This window comes from Pseudomonas syringae group sp. 243L2 (assembly GCF_032587875.1).
Classification (GTDB): domain Bacteria; phylum Pseudomonadota; class Gammaproteobacteria; order Pseudomonadales; family Pseudomonadaceae; genus Aquipseudomonas; species Aquipseudomonas amygdali.
In genome coordinates, this window is the sequence record NZ_JAWHPL010000040.1 from 327,093 (window position 1) to 344,540 (window position 17,448).

The following is a 17,448-nucleotide window of genomic DNA, read 5'->3' on the forward strand; positions in this document are numbered from 1 at the left end:
ATTGAAGCCACCACCAGTTCCACTGTTGAAGCCGAACGACCAATCGCCACCCTGGCGTGTTCTGGATCCGTGAGTAGCATCAGGGGCGCCGGTATGCTGAGGGCTGACCTTTACTTCAATTCCGCCGCCCGTGTTACTTCCAGGTCCAGTAATACTGGTATTTACGCTTTTGTTACCTCCCATGTTAGGTACTACGTATAGATGCTTTTGTTCTTGTTCATTAGGGTTTTGGTCTGCCATACATTAAGTCCTTGTTTGTGTATGGCGATACAGTATTTCCTCAAGAGTGGTTAGGTGGTGTAGATATATATTTTTCTTAACAGTTTCGACTTGATACTAACGATTTACTTAATAGTACAGGCTCAAGGTATCAATTCACCAAAACCACCACCTTCCCCACAGCCCTGCGCTCACCCAACAAATCAATCGCCTCCCCGGCCTTTTCCAGCGGATAAACCGTTGACACCAGCGGCTTCAATTTCTCTTCTTCAAACCACGCAAACAGCTGCTTGAAGTTCGCCGCATTGTCCTGCGGTTGTCTCTGCGCAAACGAGCCCCAGAACACGCCGACCACCGATGCGCCCTTAAGCAGGGTCAGGTTGACGGGCAGGTCCGGGATGCGGCCGCTGGCGAAGCCGACGACCAGCAGGCGGCCGTTCCAGGCGATGGCGCGGATGGCCTGGTCGAAGAGGTCGCCGCCGACCGGGTCGTAGATGACGTCGGCGCCGTTGCCGTTGGTGAGACGTTTTACTTCGTCCTTGAGGCTGGTTTCGCTGTAATTGATCAGTTCGTCTGCGCCTGCGTTTTTGGCGACTTCAAGTTTTTCCGCGCTACTGGCGGCGGCGATGACGCGGGCGCCGAGGGCTTTACCAATTTCCACGGCGGCCAGGCCCACGCCGCCGGATGCGCCGAGCACCAGCAGGGTTTCGCCGGCTTGCAGGTTGGCGCGTTGTTTGAGCGCGTGCATGGAGGTGCCGTAGGTCATGCTGAACGCCGCAGCGCTGGTGAAGTCCATGCTCGTCGGTATCGGCAGTACGTTGTAACCGGGTACAGCGACCTGCTCGGCAAAACTGCCCCAGCCGGTGAGGGCCATCACGCGGTCGCCGGGTTTGAGATGGGACACCTTTTCACCGACGGCCGCTATCACGCCGGCGGCCTCGCCACCCGGCGAGAAAGGGAAGGGTGGCTTGAACTGGTATTTGCCCTCGATGATCAACGTGTCGGGAAAGTTGACCCCGGCGGCGTGTACGTCGAGGAGGATTTCGTTCTTTTTGATCTCGGGGCCAGGCACGTCTTCAAGCACCAGCGTGCTGGCCGGACCGAAGGCTTTGCATAACAGGGCTTTCATTAGGCTATTCCTTTTTCGGTAATGGCCGATAAAGTGAGTTAAGTGGGTTCTCGGGTCAACAAGCATGGCCCGGCCTGATAAGCACACATAAGCTGTAAGCTACGTGGCAAACCGTATTAAGGAGTGGACTGTGAAAGCGTGGATTCTGGTATTGCTGGCCTTGTCATTGCCTGTCATGGCGCAAGAGGAAGCCAAGGAAGAAGGCGGCCCGCCCAAAGCGGCCTATGTCTCGCTGACGCCACCGTTCGTGGGCAACTACGCGCTGGATGGCGGCCCCAAGCTGCGCGTCTACAAGGCTGACATCGCGTTGCGTGTAACGGGTGCCGATGCCGAGGCGGCGGTGAAGCGCAATGACGCCTTGATCCGTAATCAACTGGTGTCGCTGTTCACTCAGCAGACGGTTGATTCCATGAGCAGTGCTGAAGCGAAGGAAAACATTCGTCAGGAAGCGCTCAAGCAGGTGCAACGCGTCATGAACGATGAAGAAGGCAAGCCGATTGTCGAAGACTTGCTGTTCAATAACTTCATCGTTCAATAACGCGTGTCAGCGCAGTGCCAGGATCGCCGCCCACTGTTCGGCGGTGACGGGCATCACTGAAAGCCGACTGCCTTTTTGCACCAGAGGCAGTTGCTCCAGCTGGCTTTGTTGTTTCAGATAACCGAGCCCCAGCACGCTCTTGAAGACATCCACAAACTCGACGTCTATGGCACTCCACGGGTTTTTATCCGCGGTGGCCTTGGCGTCGTGATAGTGGCTGTCGGGGTCCAGCGCAGTGGGGTCTGGATAAGCGGCTTTGGCGATTTTGCCGATGCCGGCGATTCCCGGCTCCGGGCAACTGGAGTGGTAGAAAAAGAATTCGTCACCCTCTGCCATGGTTCTCAAAAAATTACGCGCCTGATAGTTGCGCACCCCGTCCCAGCGAGCGTTACCCCGGTTTTGCAGGTCGCTGATCGAGAATTCGTCAGGCTCGGACTTCATCAGCCAATAGGCCATTGCTCTCTCTCCAGAGACAAAAGTTCACGGTATTACCGACAGTTTGATCACAAACCGACAGTCGGCTTGCGCCACTATTTGCGTACTGGTTCACGTTACCGCAAAATGCCGCCCTTTAAAGCTCCACGCTGTTGCACGGCCTATACAAAAACCGATGCTGACATCGTATTGATTTGCCTAAGGAGGGCAGTCAATGAAACGCAAGCCTGATTTACTCTGGATTCTGGTTATTCTGTTTGGCTTGGGTGTCGTGACAACCGGTTATGCGCAAAGCTTGTGGACCAGCAAGGATGACGCTCCAGTCGAGATCACTCAACAACAGCAAAAAGTCCCCGGCAGGCATTAAGCCCTGCTTCTGCTCTGATCGTTGATTGCCCTGTTGGCTGAACGATCAGAGTATCTGTGTCAGATACCAGCCTTTATCAGATACCGTGCCTTGTAGCGGTACATCCCAACTGGCCTGCGCCAGTCGATCCACTTTCTGACATTCGTGAGCCAGCCCGAGCAGAACCGGTTTGCGCCAGGCCTTCCTGCGCGCCAGATACGCCAGGCTTCGGTCATAAAACCCTCCGCCCATGCCCAGGCGACCGCCTTCGTTATCGAACCCTACCAATGGCATAAGCACCAGATCGAGTGCCCACACATGGCGTTGTTTCGCGCGGTTGATGAGAGGCTCGGGAATGCGGAAGCGATTGGGGATGAATTTCTCGCCTGGACGCACGCGCTGAAAAACCATGCGCGTGCGCGGCCATGCATTGAGCACTGGCAGGTAAGTGGCCTTGCCGCGTCGTTGTGCTTCACGCAGCAGCAGCCGCGGGTCGATCTCGCCATCCATCGGCAGGTATAGCGAAACATGCCGGGCACGTCGAAACAGCGGGTGCTGCGCCAATTGTCGGTAAACATCGCGGGCGGCTTCGCGTTGCTGGCTGCGAGTCAGCGCCCTGCGTGCCTTGCGTAGCTGGCGGCGCAGTTGCGGACGGGTGAGCGATTGGGCGCTGGTCATGAGCAGAAGGTCATGCAGGCTGATCCGGGAAGGGAGTTGAAACCAGAGCAGAATCGTCGTTGCCAGACAGCAGGGCTGGCAACGAACTGAATGTGGACTCCCCGACGAACCGCTGTCGGTTTAGCCCTTGAACCCGAAAGTTCAAGGTGGAGATTGCAGGAGGTTTTAAGGCTTTCCGTCGAGCGGACATGCACACCAACCCCAACGTGCAACCCCCGTGGTTGTGCGTATCGGCTCAGGGACATGACCGACTGGCAAGCACTCCAGGGAGCAGCGCGAGTATACAGAAATGCCTCGCAATAATCAGCCCCGAGTTGAATCCGGTGTGCCGGGCGTGTCTGTGGCCAGCACCAGATCGACCTTGTCGAGCAGATCGCGGACCTGTTCGCGAGTCGAACCGCTAGTCTGTACGTCAGGCAAATGTTCCTTGTGCAGCAGGTCGTGAGTGATGTTGAGCGCGGCCATCACGGCGATGCGATCGGCGCCGATGACTTTGCCGCTGCTGCGGATTTCACGCATCTTGCCGTCCAGATAACGGGCGGCACTGACCAGGTTGGTGCGCTCTTCCTGAGGGCAGATGATCGAGTATTCCTTGTCGAGGATCTGAACGGTAACGCTGTTGCCATTGCTCATGAGTCTTGCTCCAGGGCTTTGAGGCGCGAAATCATTGACTCGACCTTCTGCCGGGCGATTTCGTTTTTTTCAATGAGTTGGGCGCGTTCCTCGCGCCAGGTCTTTTCCTGAGCTAATAGGATTGCATTTTGGCCTTTAAGTTGCTCGGCATACTTCAGGAGCAGCTCCACACGTTTCATCAGCGCTTGCAGGTCGGTGTCTTCCATTGTTTTCCACTGAATACTTTCTGATGAATGGCAGGGGAGGCGATGCTTGTGCTCAAGCTCGAACCGCCGTCCGGGTGATCTTGTCGCGCGGATAGTCTAGGATACAAGGCCTTCATTCTAGACATTGCGCCGTTTGGCGACTAGCTACCCATGCCCATTCAGAATTCTCCGTACAAAGCGTTCGCCACTCTGCTTAACAGTGGCGGTCACCAGGTATCCCCTGCCGAGCTGCATGGCCTGCTGCTGGGGCGCAGTTGCGCAGGTGCCGGTTTCGATAACGAAGGCTGGTTTGCCGATGCTTCGGTGCTGCTGGAAACCGAGCCGCAAGACAATATCCGCCAGGCGCTTATCGGCTTGCAAGAGATGGTCAAGGGCGAACTCACCGGTGACGACATGACCGTCGTGCTGTTGCTGCCGGGCGACGATGAGCCGCTGACCGAGCGTGCTGCCGCGCTGGGCCAATGGTGTCAGGGGTTTCTGGCAGGCTTCGGTCTGGCCATTGGCGACAAGACGCTCGGCACTGAAGCCAAGGATGTTCTTGAGGATCTGGCGGCCATTGCCCAGGTTCAGGACGCACTGGACGAGTCCGAAGACGGCGAGACCGACTATATGGAAGTCATGGAATACATGCGCGTAGCGCCATTGTTGCTGTTCACCGAATTCAATGAGCCTGCTGCGCCGCAACCCAAGCCTTCTCTGCACTGATTGCCCATCACTGCGACACCGGCCCGCGCTGACGACAGTGCGGCCCGGTAGACTCCATCAGGACTCCTGCTGCCCATGATTCAGATCCCGAAGTCCGAATACGCCCGCCGCCGCAAGGCTCTGATGGCTCAGATGGAGCCTGACAGCATTGCCATCCTGCCTGCTGCGGCGGTTGCCATTCGCAATCGTGATGTCGAGCATGTCTACCGGCAGGACAGTGACTTTCAGTACCTGAGCGGCTTTCCCGAGCCGGAAGCGGTGGTGGTGCTGATTCCCGGACGCGAATATGGCGAGTACGTTTTGTTCTGCCGTGAACGCAACCCCGAGCGCGAATTGTGGGAAGGTCTGCGCGCCGGACAGGAAGGCGCGATCCGCGATTTCGGTGCGGACGATGCATTCCCGATCAACGACATCGACGAAATTCTGCCGGGCCTCATCGAGGGCCGTGACCGGGTCTATTCGGCGATGGGCAGCAACCCTGAATTCGACCGGCATCTGATGGACTGGATCAACGTGATCCGCTCCAAGGCGCACCTCGGTGCTCAGCCGCCCAAGGAATTTGTCGCGCTGGATCATCTGTTGCACGACATGCGCCTGTACAAATCGGCGGCGGAAATCAAAGTCATGCGCAGCGCGGCGGACATCTCTGCGCGTGCCCATGTGCGAGCAATGCAGGCCTGTCGCGCAGGACTGCACGAGTTCAGCCTGGAAGCCGAGCTGGATTACGAATTTCGCAAGGGCGGTTCGAAGATGCCGGCCTACGGCTCAATCGTCGCCTCGGGGCGCAACGGTTGCATCCTGCATTACCAGCAGAACGATGCGGTTCTCAAGGATGGCGATCTGGTGCTGATCGATGCGGGCTGCGAAATCGACTGCTATGCCAGTGACATCACCCGGACGTTTCCGGTGAGCGGCAAGTTTTCTCCCGAGCAAAAAGCGATCTACGAGCTGGTGCTCAAGTCTCAGTATGCGGCTTTCGAGGCCATCGGCCCCGACAAGCACTGGAACCAGGCGCACGAAGCGACGGTCAAGGTGATTACCGCAGGGCTGGTCGAGCTGGGTTTGCTGCGAGGCGACGTCGATCAGTTGATCGAGAGCGAGGCCTACAAGATGTTTTACATGCACCGTGCCGGGCATTGGCTGGGCATGGATGTACACGACGTCGGCGAATACAAGGTCGGCGGCGAGTGGCGTGTACTGGAGGTCGGCATGACGCTGACTGTTGAACCCGGGATCTACATATCCCCCGACAATCTGGACGTCGCGAAGAAATGGCGAGGTATTGGTGTGCGAATCGAAGACGACGTGGTTGTAACCAGGCAGGGCTGTGAAATTCTGTCCGGTGGCGTGCCCAAGACCGTCGCCGAGATCGAGGCGCTGATGGCGGCTGCAAAGGCACAGGTCGCATGAGCCGCTTTAATATCGCCATCGTCGGCGGCGGATTGGTGGGTGCAAGTCTCGCGCTTTCACTTCAGGCCGGTGCCAGGGCACGTGGCTGGAAGATCGTGCTCATCGAACCCTTTGCGCCGGGTGAAGCCTGGCAGCCCAGCTACGATGCGCGTTCTTCGGCACTGTCGTTCGGCTCGCGACGCATCTATGAGCGGCTTGGCCTCTGGCAGCAGATATCCCGCCGCGCCGAGCCGATTCTGCAAATTCAGGTCTCGGACCGTGGCCGCTTCGGCGCGACCCGTTTGTCTGCGATTGAAGAGGGTGTTCCGGCGCTCGGCTACGTGGTCGAGAACGCCTGGCTCGGTCAGGCACTGTGGGCGGCGCTGGATCGGGATGTCGTCAGTTGGCGTGTGCCGGCCGAGGTCAGGCACATGCAGCCGCTGGCCGATGGTTATCGCCTGAGCCTGAGTGACGAAACCGAGCTGGATTGTGATCTGGCCGTGCTGGCCGATGGCGGTCGCTCCAGCCTGCGCGAGCAGCTGGGTATTGGAGTGCGGCAACGGCCCTACGACCAGCATGCGCTGATTGCCAATATCACGCCGAGCGAAGCTCACTGCGGGCAGGCGTTCGAACGTTTTACCGAGGACGGGCCGATGGCGCTGCTGCCATTGCCGGAAAACCGCTGTGCGCTGGTCTGGACGCGTCCGGGCAACGATACCCAGCGCCTGGCCGAGCTGGACGACCGCAGTTTTCTGGAAGAGCTGCAGGGCGTGTTTGGCTATCGTCTGGGCACGCTGCGTCAGGTCGGTGCACGGCATGTCTACCCCCTGGCGCTGATCGAGGCCGAAGAGCAGGTGCGTTCGCATCTGGTGATTCTGGGTAATGCGGCGCACAGCCTGCATCCGGTTGCCGGGCAGGGGTTCAATCTGTCCTTGCGTGACGCCGATGCACTGGCCGAGACGCTGCTGGACAGCGCCGCGCCGCCCGGTGAGTTGTCTACTCTGCAGCTCTACCGTGAGCGTCAGCGTCATGATCAGCAATTGACCGTGGGTTTCTCCGACAAGGTGACACGCCTGTTCGGCAGCTCCCGGTCGGCGGTTGCCACCGGGCGTAACGTCGGGTTGCTGGGCCTGGACCTGTTGCCAGCCGCCAAGCGCTGGTTTGCCCGCCAGGCGATGGGCCTGGGGACCCGATCCGATGTGTGAATCACACACTTTAAACACACGGCTGCGGCCGCAAGCGAGAACGGTTTGACCATGGAAACGCGCGCAGATGTGCTGATTGTCGGAGCCGGAATGGTCGGCAGCGCCCTTGCTCTTGCATTGGAGGGCAGCGGTCTTGATGTTCTGGTGGTCGACGGTGGGCCGCTGAGCGTCAAACCCTTTGACCAACAGTCGGCTTTCGAGCCACGGGTCAGTGCCTTGTCGACAGCCAGTCAGCGAATTCTTCAGCGGCTGGGCGTATGGGAAGGCATCGCGGCCCGTCGCATCAGCCCGTACGCGCACATGCAGGTCTGGGATGGCAGCGGCACCGGGCAGATTCACTTCTCTGCCTCCAGCGTGCATGCTGATGTGCTGGGCCATATCGTCGAGAACCGCGTGGTGCAGGATGCGTTGCTCGATCGCCTGCATGAAAGCGACATCGGCTTGCTGGCCAATGCGCGGCTGGAGCAGATGCGCCACTCCGGAGATGACTGGCTGCTGACCCTGGCCGACGGTCGCCAGTTGCGCGCACCGCTGGTGGTTGCCGCCGATGGTGCCAATTCTGCGGTGCGCCGCCTGACCGAAACGCCGACCCGTGAGTGGGATTACCTGCATCACGCTATCGTCACCAGTGTGCGCACCGCTGATTCCCACAGGAAAACTGCCTGGCAGCGTTTTACCGACGACGGTCCCTTGGCTTTTCTGCCACTGGAGCGCGAGGGCGAGCACTGGTGCTCTATTGTCTGGTCAGTCACACCGGCTGAAGCCGAGCGCCTGATGGTGCTGGAAGATGACCTGTTCTGTCGTGAACTGGAACAGGCATTCGAAGGGCGTCTGGGCCAGGTAGTGTCTGCCGATGAGCGCGTTTGTGTGCCACTGCGTCAGCGTCATGCCAAGCGTTACGTTGCCAGGGGGTTGGCGCTGATTGGCGATGCGGCACATACCATTCACCCGCTGGCCGGGCAGGGCGTGAACCTGGGCTTTCTCGACGCAGCCGTGCTGGCGCAAGTCCTGACCCACGCTGCCGGGCGTGGTGAACGCTGGTCTGACCTGCGCGTGCTGGGCCGCTACGAGCGTCGTCGCATGCCGCACAACCTGGCGCTGATGGCCGCAATGGAAGGCTTCGAGCGGCTGTTTCAGGCCAACCAATTGCCACTGCGCTGGTTGCGTAATACCGGTTTGAAAATGGTCAACCGGATGCCCGAAGCCAAGGCACTGTTCGTGCGCGAAGCGTTGGGGTTGTCGGGAGATTTGCCTGAGCTGGCGCGGCTTGAGCCCGCCACTATCCTATAGGGTCGGATGCGGAGCGTCGCACGATAGTTGAAGATCGTTCCTCATGCTCCAGCGTAGGAATCCCTTGCGTGTGCGCCGCACCGCTTAATCAAGGGAGGACGCAGAGCGTCCAGAACGGCATGCGACGCGGAGCGTCGCACGATAGTTGATGATCGTTCCTCATACTCAGCGCACCAATCCGTTGCGATACTGCCCTGGTGTCAGTCCGGTCCAGCGTTTAAAGGCGCGGCTCAGGCTGGTGGTGTCGGTAAAGCCCAGCAGGTAGGCGATTTCGCTCAGCGAGCTTTGCGGATCGTTCATGTGCAGCAATGCCAGGTTCTGGCGGCATTGATTGAGCAGCAGGTCGTAACAGCAGCCCTCGTCGGCCAGATGACGTTGCAAACTGCGGGTGCTCAGGTGCAGGGCTTCGGCGATGGTTCTGACGGTGGGTTCGCCATCCGGCAGAAGGGTTTCGATGGCCGAGCGCACGCGCTGCTCCCAGATCAGCGAAGGTAACGGATCGCCCCTGGATTCCTGCCCGTTTACCTGTACCGGGCCGTCATCCAGGTGGCTGTCGAACTGATCACCGCCAAATTCCAGCAAGTTCTCTTGCGCCGCGAACATCACCGGCGAGCGGAACAGATCCTGCCAGGGCTGCGGATTATCAGGTGCGGGACGTTGCAGATGCACCGCCAGCGGCGCGTAGCCCCTGCCTAACCGGTTGCGGCAGGTGCGCACATAAATGGCGGCGAATGCATCCAGCAACTCATGCGCGGGTAGCTGACACGATTTCGGCGTGCCGAAGCGGAATTCATAGCGCTCGCCCACCGTTCTGAAGTCCAGCTCCAGAGAGTCCTCAGCCATTGAGCGGTAACGTACGATGCGTTCGAAAACCTCACGCAGTGAACCGCTGGCCACCAGCGTATAGCCCAGCGCGTGGAACGACGTGGGGCTGACAAAGCGCGAGACACGCAAACCCAGGGTTGGATCGAGGCAGGCCTGTACCGCTCGCTGCCAGAGGTCGGCGGTGATGTCTGAGGGAAACTGTGCGCCGGGATCACCCAGCATACTCGGGTCTATGCCAGCGCTCTGGCACAACGCGTTGCTATCCAAGCCCAAGGCATCGAGCTGCTTGCGCAATGCAGGGGTCCAGCTGGCGAGACTGCTTGGCTCAGGCATGTGGACGCCTCTCCCTGACATGAGGTGATTCAGCGTCGGGCTGTGCCGACATGGTTTCGCGGGGCATTTCCGTTGCCTGACGCCGTGACCAAGAATGAAAGCTTTTGTGACAGTTGTACAAGTCTTTAGACACGTTTCTTGCCATCGGGCGGCAGTCGTCACGTGTCAGGGGCGTCGGGCAGCGTTGAATAGGTCAAAGCGGCCTATGAATATGCTTCGATCAAGCAGTTGTCGTATAACAAAAAAACCGAGCCTTTTCAGTAAACCTCCGCGGGCCCTTTTCTTGAGGAAGCCGAGCGATGATGTCATTTGACACTGGCACGGCAAATGACTATAAATGCGCCATGTTGTACGACAACCTAAGACTTGCAGAAAATTACAACCACAAAAATAATTCAAAGAGTAACAAGTCCATGACCAGTCTGATTTCTCAGGCAATAAAAAAGTTTATATCCCCCGTTTTTTCGACTTTTTCGCACGATTGTCGGCGAATTACCTCGATAGCCCTGCCTGGAACGCCCGTAACCTGAAGTTACATAAAACCAGCCGCCTCACGGTCATGGCCGCGGGACGCTCATCGCCAATCTAAAAATAAACAGGGTGAAGAGATGAAAATAAAAGGCATTCGGTGGTGGATGGTGGGGCTGGTAACAGCTGGCCTGGTCGTCAACTACCTTGCACGCAACACGCTGTCCGTCGCAGCGCCGACGCTCATGAGCGAACTGAGCATTTCCACCGAGCAGTACGCGCACATCGTCGTCGCCTGGCAGCTGTGCTACGCCATCATGCAGCCGGTGGCGGGCTACATTATCGACGCCATCGGCACCAAAATGGGTTTTGCGATTTTTGCCATTGCCTGGTCGGCTGCCTGCGCTGCCGCAGCGTTCGCAACCGGCTGGCAGAGCCTGGCCATCTTCCGTGGCATGCTCGGGCTGACCGAAGCAGCGGGCCTGCCGGCAGGCGTCAAGGCCACGACCGAATGGTTTCCGGCCAAGGAGCGTTCGGTTGCCATCGGCTGGTTCAACATTGGCTCGTCGTTCGGCGCATTGCTTGCGCCCCCGCTGGTGGTCTGGGCCATCCTGCAAAGTGGCTGGGAGCTGGCGTTTCTGATTGTCGGTGGTCTGGGTATCGTGTGGAGCGGGCTATGGCTGCTGTTGTACAAGCACCCGCGTGACCAGAAGCGTCTGGGCGATGCCGAGCGTGACTATATTCTCAACGGCCAGGAATCGCGTCTCAAGGATGCACCTGCCCAGAAAGGCAGTTGGAAACGCCTGTTCAAGAACCGCAATTTCTACGCTATCGCTTCGGCGCGCATCCTGTCCGAGCCGGCCTGGCAAACCTTCAACGCATGGATCCCACTGTACCTGATGACCGAGCGGCACATGAACATCAAGGAAGTCGCGATGTTCGCCTGGCTGCCGTTTCTGGCGGCTGACATCGGCTGTGTACTGGGTGGCTATCTGAGCCCGCTGTTTCACAAATACTGCAAGGTTTCGCTGTTCACATCCCGCAAGATGGTCATGCTGTTCGGCTGCTCATGCATGATCGGCCCGGCCTGTATCGGGCTGGTCGAAAGCCCTTACACCGCTATCGCATTGCTGTGCATCGGTGGTTTCGCGCACCAGACACTGTCGGGCGCACTGTACTCGATCACCTCGGATTCGTTCGGCAAAAACGAGGTGGCCACGGCGACTGGCATGGGCGGGATGTTCGGTTTTCTGGGCGCTGCAGCGTTCACCATGGTGTTCGGTGTGCTGGTCACCAAAATCGGCTACAGCCCACTGTTTGTGGTACTGGCGATTTTCGATATCGTCGCCGCCATTGTGGTGTGGACCGTCGCCCGCGAAGTGCCGCAGAACGACGAGGCCGTGGCGCTGAGCGTTGATGAATCGGGTTCTCGAACTGTTCCCGCAACGTGAGGCCGTCGTAATCCTGTAACGAACTGCGGATATTCTCTGCTCTGAAAGTGATTTTTTATTAGAGGCCGTTCCTCGAAGGCAGGGGACGGCTTCTTTTTTTGCCTGATAGCTGATATTCGTTTTAGGAATTAATAAATAGCTTCTTATTCCTTAGCGAATATAACTTCCATCCCTATACTCGTCTCATGAACGCATACATGCAGGAGGCGAATCCATGCATAACGAGTCGATCCGGTATCTGATCGTGCCAGGCTGGCAAGGGTCTCCTGATGATCATTGGCAGACCCACTGGCAAAACAGCCTGCCCAACAGTACGCGCGTGGAACAGGCCGACTGGCTCAAACCACGCCGTGAGGATTGGGTGGGCGAGTTGCAACGCACGATTGCAGCGCACAGCACGCCGGTGATCCTGATCGCTCACAGCCTGGGTTGCGTGACAGTCGCGCATTGGGCACAACTCGCACCGCTGGAGACCCTGCGTCAGGTGCAAGGTGCGTTGCTGGTAGCACCTGCCGACGTCGAGCGTCCGAATTGCCCGCCTGCATTGCGTAATTTTGCGCCGATCCCTAATGATCTACTGCCGTTTCCGACACAGATTGTCAGCTCTGACAACGACCCTGCGGTCAGCTCTCAGCGCGCTATGGAAATGGCCCGTCACTGGGGGGCGGAAGTCGGATTTCTGAGTCAGGCCGGGCATATCAACGTCAAGTCCGGTCATCAGCGCTGGGAGCAGGGGTTTGCCTACCTGTACCGGCTGCAAAACCGTCTGGAGCAGCATGCGCGTCGTCGCGCATGAGCGGCAGCTTGTTTATCGACCCAACGGGTCCTGTCTTTTAAACGCTTGAGCCGTCGCAAGGGCTCAGGCGGGAGTGTGTCATGAGCCTTCACGAAAATTTCGGTCAGCCGCTGCTGACTTTCCCCGATGCAGAAAAAAGCCCGCTGAGCATTCGTGCCAAGGCGCTGGTATTCATCGACCCGCGCTCGCGCCGTTTACGAGAAGAAATGGAACAGCTGGCGCCTCGTTCGCTGCCGGTCTTGATCCGTGGCGAGTCCGGGACCGGCAAGGAATTACTGGCGCGGCATATTCATCGCGGCAGTGATCGCTCGGGCTTGTTCGTTTCAGTCAACTGCGGTGCCATCAGCCCGACTTACGCCGATGCGGAGTTGTTCGGTTATGCCGCCGGAGCGCACAGCGGTTCGGTCAGCAGTCGGGCCGGCTGGTTTGGCTCGGCCAACGGCGGCACTTTGTATCTGGATGAGATCGGCGACTTGCCGCTGCCCATTCAGGTCAAGCTGCTCGCCGCTCTGGAAAACCACGAAGTCACACGAGTGGGCGCGCACCAGCCGAGCCCGGTCGATGTGCGTCTGGTAGCCGCCACCAGTATCGATCTGGCACAGGCGGTGGCTGCCGGAAAATTTCACGAGCGGCTTTATCACTACCTGAGCGAGGGCCGTCTTGACCTGCCGGCGTTGCGCGAGCAACCGGGCAATATCCTGCCGCTGGCCGAATATTTTGTCGGTATCTACAGCCAGCGCCTCAGCCTGCCTGTGCAACTGATCAGCGAAGACGCGCAGCGCACGCTTGAAGCCCACAGCTGGCCCGGCAACACCCGTGAGCTGGAGAACGTCATTCACTTTGCCTTGCTGGTCAGCAGTGGCGACGAAATTCGGGCTGAAGATATCAATCTGCCGGATATTGCCGCGCCGCTGACGCTGATCGAGCGTCAGGCCAGGTTGTTGGTCAGCAGCGGGGATCACGAGCAGCTTCGCGCGCTGCGGCGATTGCTCGAAACGGTGACGTCGCAGCTTGAGCAGAACCCTGCGTGAAGGCGTGAGACAAAAAGATATAAGTACTCGATTAAAAAGTCTTTTATCGGAATATAAAATCTCGGTAATGTCAGCATGATGTCGCAGGGTTTGGATCGCGCGACGGCAAACCATTGAGTAATAAAGCGTCATTTTCTGATGACGCTCCCGGATTTCGCTAAGGACATTGCATGAAAAAGACGTTTCTGATGACCGCTCTGGCGGCTGCGTTCTCGATTGGCCTGGCTCACGCAGGCGAAAAACTGGTGGTCGGTGCAACGCCCGTGCCGCATGCGGAAATCCTGAAGCTGATCCAGCCGACCCTGGCCAAAGAAGGCGTGGACCTGGAAATCAAGGTCTTCACTGACTACGTGCAGCCAAACGTTCAATTGAGCGAAAAGCGTCTGGATGCCAACTATTTTCAAACCAAGCCTTATCTGGATGGCTTCAACAAGGGCAAAGGCACCAATCTGGTGACTGGCGTGGGCGTACACGTTGAACCGTTCGGCGGCTACTCCAGCAAGTACAAGAAACTGGCTGATTTGCCTGAAGGCGCAACCATCGCCATTCCAAACGAAGGCAGCAACGCAGGCCGCGCACTGCTGCTGTTGCAAAAAGGTGGCCTGATCACCCTGAAGGATCCGACCAACGCCCTGTCCACGCCGAAAGACATCGCGAGCAACCCGAAGAAATTCAAATTCCGCGAACTCGAATCAGCTGTACTGCCACGTGCGTTGAGCCAGGTTGACCTTGCCCTGATCAACACCAATTACGCGCTGGAAGCCAAGCTCAATCCGAAGAAAGACGCGCTGATCATCGAAGGTGCCGATTCGCCGTACGTGAACTTCCTCGTCACCCGCGAAGACAACGCTCACACCGACGCCATCGAAAAGCTGTCGAAAGCGTTGACCAGCCAGGAAGTCAAAGACTTCATCAACAAGAAGTACGACGGCGCGGTACTGCCTGCGTTCTGACCCACTGAGTGTCGTGCGTAATCCAACTATCGTGCGACGCTCCGCGTCGCATGCCGTTCTGGACGCTCTGCGTCCTCTTTCGAGCATGTGGCGCGGCACAGATCTGTGACGCAGTCACGCAAGGCACTCCGACGCTGGAGCGTACCGAACGATAATCTCGTCTATCGTGCGTCGCTCCGCATCGCCCCACAATTCCCCGCCATAAACGCCCCCGAAAACGCTTTCTCGACAAAACGTGTCGAGTCCGGCAGCGAGCCATTCACCGCTCCCGAGTGATCCAGCTGCGGGTAGTAATGCCACTCGATGCGGTCGCCGGCCTTACACGCGTCTTTCACCAGCGCGATCTGGCTGCGAACAGGTGAAATGACATCCTTGCCCCCCGTGCCGATAAAAACCGGAATGTCAGACTTCAACGTCGGGTAGTCCGATTGGCGATTGACCTGATCAAGCGCCTTATCGGGTGAGCGTTTGAAACTGTTGTTGAATGTCAGTCCATCCGCGACCACCTTGCGCTCGATGGCTTGCAGGCATTCACGCTGACTGGTTTCGAACGCGGGCTTCGCGCGGTCGCTCAGGTAGTCGGCAGGATGCAGCGACGGGTCGATCAGTGCGGCAGTGCTCAGTCGCAACAGGTTATAGGCCAGCGACTGCGTGACCTGATCGCGGAAGGTGTCCGGTCCGGCATGTTTCTCACGCGATTGAGCCATCGGATACGGCGTCCCGGTCGCGACTACACCGACAATGTTCAATTCGGGCGCATAAGTCTTCTGGTAGACGGCCGTTGCGAAAGCGGCACGGCCACCTTGCGACTGGCCAAACACAACGACCCGCGAAGACAGATTGAAGTCCGCTTTCTGAACCGCCCGAATGCTGTCGAGAACGCCATACGCCAGCGGACTGCTCAGCCCGAACGGGTGCAGCCCCGGCGTGCCCAAACCCTGGTAATCAGTAGCCACAATCGCATAGCCACGCCCGAGCCATTCATTCAGATAGCGCGTGTCGCGATCACTGCGCCCGGCAAAGGAAGGCGCACAGATGTCCGCGCTACCAACCGTGCCATGTGCCCACGCCATCAGCGGCCATCCGCCCTTTGGCGGCGTGCCCTTGGGCATGAACAAGGCTCCTGACACTGCGACTGGCTGGTTGTTGAGCCCGTCTGTTGAGGTGTACAGGATGCGAACATTCTGTCCGGCATTCTCAAGGCTTTGCGTAGCCGTCAGCGGTTCCGAGCGCAGCAGTTGGCCCGGTGTCGACGGCACTTTATCCGGCCATATGTAAAATGCGGGAACACCGCCTTCGCCCGGGTCTGACTGGGCAGCGGCGACAGTTTTCATGGAAGTGCCTGGCACTGCGCTGCAAGCTGCGAGCAGGACCATCAACAGGGTGGCCAGAACGGCCGAATACCTTGGCGATGAGTTCATCGGTATTTCTCCACAAGCTGACAGGAGAGCGCGCATCAGCATCGATGTATCAAGCCGATTATGACCTGAGCGATGATAACTGACGCACGCGCTGCCAGTGCTGAACGGAGTTCTTCATGCGCAAGGATTACCTCGCTTTCTTCATCTCGCTTTTCCTGTCCAGGCTGGCGGATCAGATCCTGTTGTTCATAGTGCCGCTGGTGGTGTTCCAGACCACTAACAGCGCTTCATGGGCCGGGCTGGCGTTTTTCGTCGAATCGTTACCGAGGTTTCTCGCGTTTCCGTTATGCGGCGCGCTGTGCGACAAGTATTCGCCTATCAGAATTCTGCATATCAGCCAGGTGTACCGGGCATTGCTCTGCGGGCTGGCGATGGTGCTCTACGCTATCTTTGGTGGCATTGGATGGCTCGTGGTGCTCTCGGCATTATGCGGGGTGCTGACCACGCAAGGCATCATGGCGCGCGAAGTGCTCATGCCGCGTATCTTTCAGCACTACAGCTACACCAAAACGTTGTCCTATTCCCAGATCGCCGACCAGTCAGGGCTGGTCCTCGGGCCGCTGGTGGCGGCACTGATGCTTGAAGTGTGGGCCTGGCACTGGGTAGTGCTCTGGATCGCCGGACTATTCCTCCTGGCAGACCTCTGCATGTTGGCGTGGCAACGTTTTGGCCGTTTTAAGCTGGAAGTGTTCGAGCAGCATCAAGACATCTGGCTGCAGCCCTTGCGGATTGCGTTCGGGCATATCCGTGGCCTCACCGAATTGAAAAAGATCATCACGCTGGCAGTAGGGGTCAACCTGATCGTCGGCGTCACGCTGGCGACCTCGGCAGCCATGGTCATCGGCGAGTACAGCGCAGGCAAGGATAACTACGCAGGGCTGCAGGCGGCGGGGGCAGTGACCACTATCGTGATCCTGTTCTTCCTGGCCCGTGTGGTGCTGCCTTTGCGGGTGCTGGGCGGTGTCGGGTATTCAATGATCGCGATCGGGGCATTTATCAGCGCCCTGAGCCCGAACCTGATGGGCTATGTATTGGGTTTTTTGTTGATCGTCGGCTTCGACAAGATGTTCAACGTCTACATGCGCACCCTCCGGCAGCGGGTGATACCGCCCCAGGACTTCGGCAAGACGGTGGGCGTGATCACGTTGCTCAACAACCTGTCGCAGCCTCTGGCAGGTTTGCTGGTGGCCCTGCTCGCAGCGCCTTTGGGCATTCGCCAGGTCATCCTGAGTTTGGCCGTGCTGACGAGCGTTATCGGAGCGGGTGCCCTGTGGTGGTTTGCAAAGGCACGCAGCCCATTCCCGACCTCGATTGTTGAGGCTGATCGAGAGGCCGGGAAATGAAAACGAGAGGGTTGGAGCTGGATGGAATTGAAGGTCAACGCAAGAGCGCTCAGA

At 58.5% G+C, this 17,448-nt stretch carries 18 protein-coding genes and 1 other RNA gene; 11 read left to right on the forward strand and 8 right to left on the reverse strand.

The window, feature by feature from the left end:
• Window positions 1–370: 370 nt before the first annotated feature.
• Window positions 371–1,348: an NADPH:quinone oxidoreductase family protein gene (locus tag RYB66_RS24595; protein ID WP_010192459.1), complete on the reverse strand. Its 978-nt coding sequence runs from the start codon at window positions 1,346–1,348 to the stop codon at window positions 371–373.
• Between the two features lie 130 nt (window positions 1,349–1,478).
• Here RYB66_RS24595 and RYB66_RS24600 point away from each other — a divergent pair, with 130 nt between their 5' ends.
• Complete coding sequence (locus RYB66_RS24600) at window positions 1,479–1,886, forward strand: flagellar basal body-associated protein FliL (RefSeq protein ID WP_002551568.1); 408 nt, start codon at window positions 1,479–1,481, stop codon at window positions 1,884–1,886.
• A gap of 6 nt (window positions 1,887–1,892) precedes the next feature.
• On the opposite strand, the gene RYB66_RS24605 is transcribed toward RYB66_RS24600, so the two are convergent.
• Window positions 1,893–2,342 carry an EVE domain-containing protein gene (locus tag RYB66_RS24605; RefSeq protein ID WP_010192464.1) on the reverse strand — a complete coding sequence of 150 codons (450 nt, stop codon included), beginning with the start codon at window positions 2,340–2,342 and terminating at the stop codon, window positions 1,893–1,895.
• A 193-nt stretch (window positions 2,343–2,535) separates the two neighbouring features.
• On the opposite strand from RYB66_RS24605, the gene RYB66_RS24610 reads away from it, so the two are divergent.
• A complete protein-coding gene (locus RYB66_RS24610) occupies window positions 2,536–2,688 on the forward strand; it encodes a hypothetical protein (protein ID WP_004655149.1) in 153 nt (50 codons plus the stop codon).
• Between the two features lie 45 nt (window positions 2,689–2,733).
• On the opposite strand, the gene RYB66_RS24615 is transcribed toward RYB66_RS24610, so the two are convergent.
• From RYB66_RS24615 to RYB66_RS24630, 4 genes are all read right to left on the reverse strand, one after another.
• On the reverse strand, window positions 2,734–3,345 hold the full coding sequence (locus RYB66_RS24615; protein WP_005778569.1) for a 5-formyltetrahydrofolate cyclo-ligase: 612 nt from the start codon (window positions 3,343–3,345) through the stop codon (window positions 2,734–2,736).
• Window positions 3,346–3,439: 94 nt separating this feature from the next.
• A non-coding RNA gene (ssrS, locus tag RYB66_RS24620) (6S RNA) lies at window positions 3,440–3,618 on the reverse strand.
• A 30-nt stretch (window positions 3,619–3,648) separates the two neighbouring features.
• Complete coding sequence (locus tag RYB66_RS24625) at window positions 3,649–3,978, reverse strand: cell division protein ZapA (protein ID WP_003317331.1); 330 nt, start codon at window positions 3,976–3,978, stop codon at window positions 3,649–3,651.
• Window positions 3,975–4,184, reverse strand: coding sequence for a TIGR02449 family protein (locus RYB66_RS24630; protein ID WP_004655143.1), 210 nt, complete (start codon window positions 4,182–4,184; stop codon window positions 3,975–3,977). The genes RYB66_RS24625 and RYB66_RS24630 overlap by 4 nt, the downstream gene beginning before the upstream one ends.
• 150 nt (window positions 4,185–4,334) lie before the next feature.
• On the opposite strand from RYB66_RS24630, the gene RYB66_RS24635 reads away from it, so the two are divergent.
• The 4 genes from RYB66_RS24635 to RYB66_RS24650 all read left to right on the forward strand — a co-directional run bounded on the left by RYB66_RS24635 (window position 4,335) and on the right by RYB66_RS24650 (window position 8,773).
• The gene (locus RYB66_RS24635) at window positions 4,335–4,889 is read left to right on the forward strand and encodes a YecA family protein (RefSeq protein WP_004655142.1); all 555 of its coding nucleotides are present in this window, start codon (window positions 4,335–4,337) and stop codon (window positions 4,887–4,889) included.
• 75 nt (window positions 4,890–4,964) lie between these two features.
• Window positions 4,965–6,299 carry a Xaa-Pro aminopeptidase gene (pepP, locus tag RYB66_RS24640; protein ID WP_004655140.1) on the forward strand — a complete coding sequence of 445 codons (1,335 nt, stop codon included), beginning with the start codon at window positions 4,965–4,967 and terminating at the stop codon, window positions 6,297–6,299.
• Entirely contained in the window at window positions 6,296–7,483 is a 1,188-nt protein-coding gene (gene ubiH, locus RYB66_RS24645; RefSeq protein ID WP_005744763.1) for a 2-octaprenyl-6-methoxyphenyl hydroxylase, read from the forward strand. The genes pepP and ubiH overlap by 4 nt, the downstream gene beginning before the upstream one ends.
• 51 nt (window positions 7,484–7,534) lie before the next feature.
• Window positions 7,535–8,773 (forward strand): 2-octaprenyl-3-methyl-6-methoxy-1,4-benzoquinol hydroxylase, encoded by a 1,239-nt coding sequence (locus RYB66_RS24650; protein ID WP_316895710.1) that lies wholly within the window; start codon window positions 7,535–7,537, stop codon window positions 8,771–8,773.
• Between the two features lie 165 nt (window positions 8,774–8,938).
• Here RYB66_RS24650 and RYB66_RS24655 read toward each other — a convergent pair whose 3' ends face one another.
• Window positions 8,939–9,931, reverse strand: coding sequence for an AraC family transcriptional regulator (locus tag RYB66_RS24655; RefSeq protein ID WP_005778574.1), 993 nt, complete (start codon window positions 9,929–9,931; stop codon window positions 8,939–8,941).
• A 635-nt stretch (window positions 9,932–10,566) separates the two neighbouring features.
• Here RYB66_RS24655 and RYB66_RS24660 point away from each other — a divergent pair.
• The 4 genes from RYB66_RS24660 to RYB66_RS24675 all read left to right on the forward strand — a co-directional run bounded on the left by RYB66_RS24660 (window position 10,567) and on the right by RYB66_RS24675 (window position 14,630).
• Complete coding sequence (locus tag RYB66_RS24660) at window positions 10,567–11,850, forward strand: MFS transporter (RefSeq protein WP_005744768.1); 1,284 nt, start codon at window positions 10,567–10,569, stop codon at window positions 11,848–11,850.
• 214 nt (window positions 11,851–12,064) lie between these two features.
• A complete protein-coding gene (locus RYB66_RS24665; RefSeq protein WP_005734806.1) occupies window positions 12,065–12,646 on the forward strand; it encodes an alpha/beta hydrolase in 582 nt (193 codons plus the stop codon).
• Between the two features lie 80 nt (window positions 12,647–12,726).
• On the forward strand, window positions 12,727–13,677 hold the full coding sequence (locus tag RYB66_RS24670; RefSeq protein WP_316895712.1) for a sigma 54-interacting transcriptional regulator: 951 nt from the start codon (window positions 12,727–12,729) through the stop codon (window positions 13,675–13,677).
• Between the two features lie 170 nt (window positions 13,678–13,847).
• Window positions 13,848–14,630 carry a MetQ/NlpA family ABC transporter substrate-binding protein gene (locus RYB66_RS24675; RefSeq protein ID WP_005744771.1) on the forward strand — a complete coding sequence of 261 codons (783 nt, stop codon included), beginning with the start codon at window positions 13,848–13,850 and terminating at the stop codon, window positions 14,628–14,630.
• A gap of 161 nt (window positions 14,631–14,791) precedes the next feature.
• Here RYB66_RS24675 and RYB66_RS24680 read toward each other — a convergent pair whose 3' ends face one another.
• Window positions 14,792–16,051 carry a lipase family protein gene (locus RYB66_RS24680; RefSeq protein WP_316895713.1) on the reverse strand — a complete coding sequence of 420 codons (1,260 nt, stop codon included), beginning with the start codon at window positions 16,049–16,051 and terminating at the stop codon, window positions 14,792–14,794.
• Between the two features lie 116 nt (window positions 16,052–16,167).
• Here RYB66_RS24680 and RYB66_RS24685 point away from each other — a divergent pair, with 116 nt between their 5' ends.
• Window positions 16,168–17,394, forward strand: a complete 1,227-nt coding sequence (locus tag RYB66_RS24685) for an MFS transporter (RefSeq protein WP_005778583.1) — start codon at window positions 16,168–16,170, stop codon at window positions 17,392–17,394.
• Window positions 17,395–17,448 lie beyond the last annotated feature (54 nt).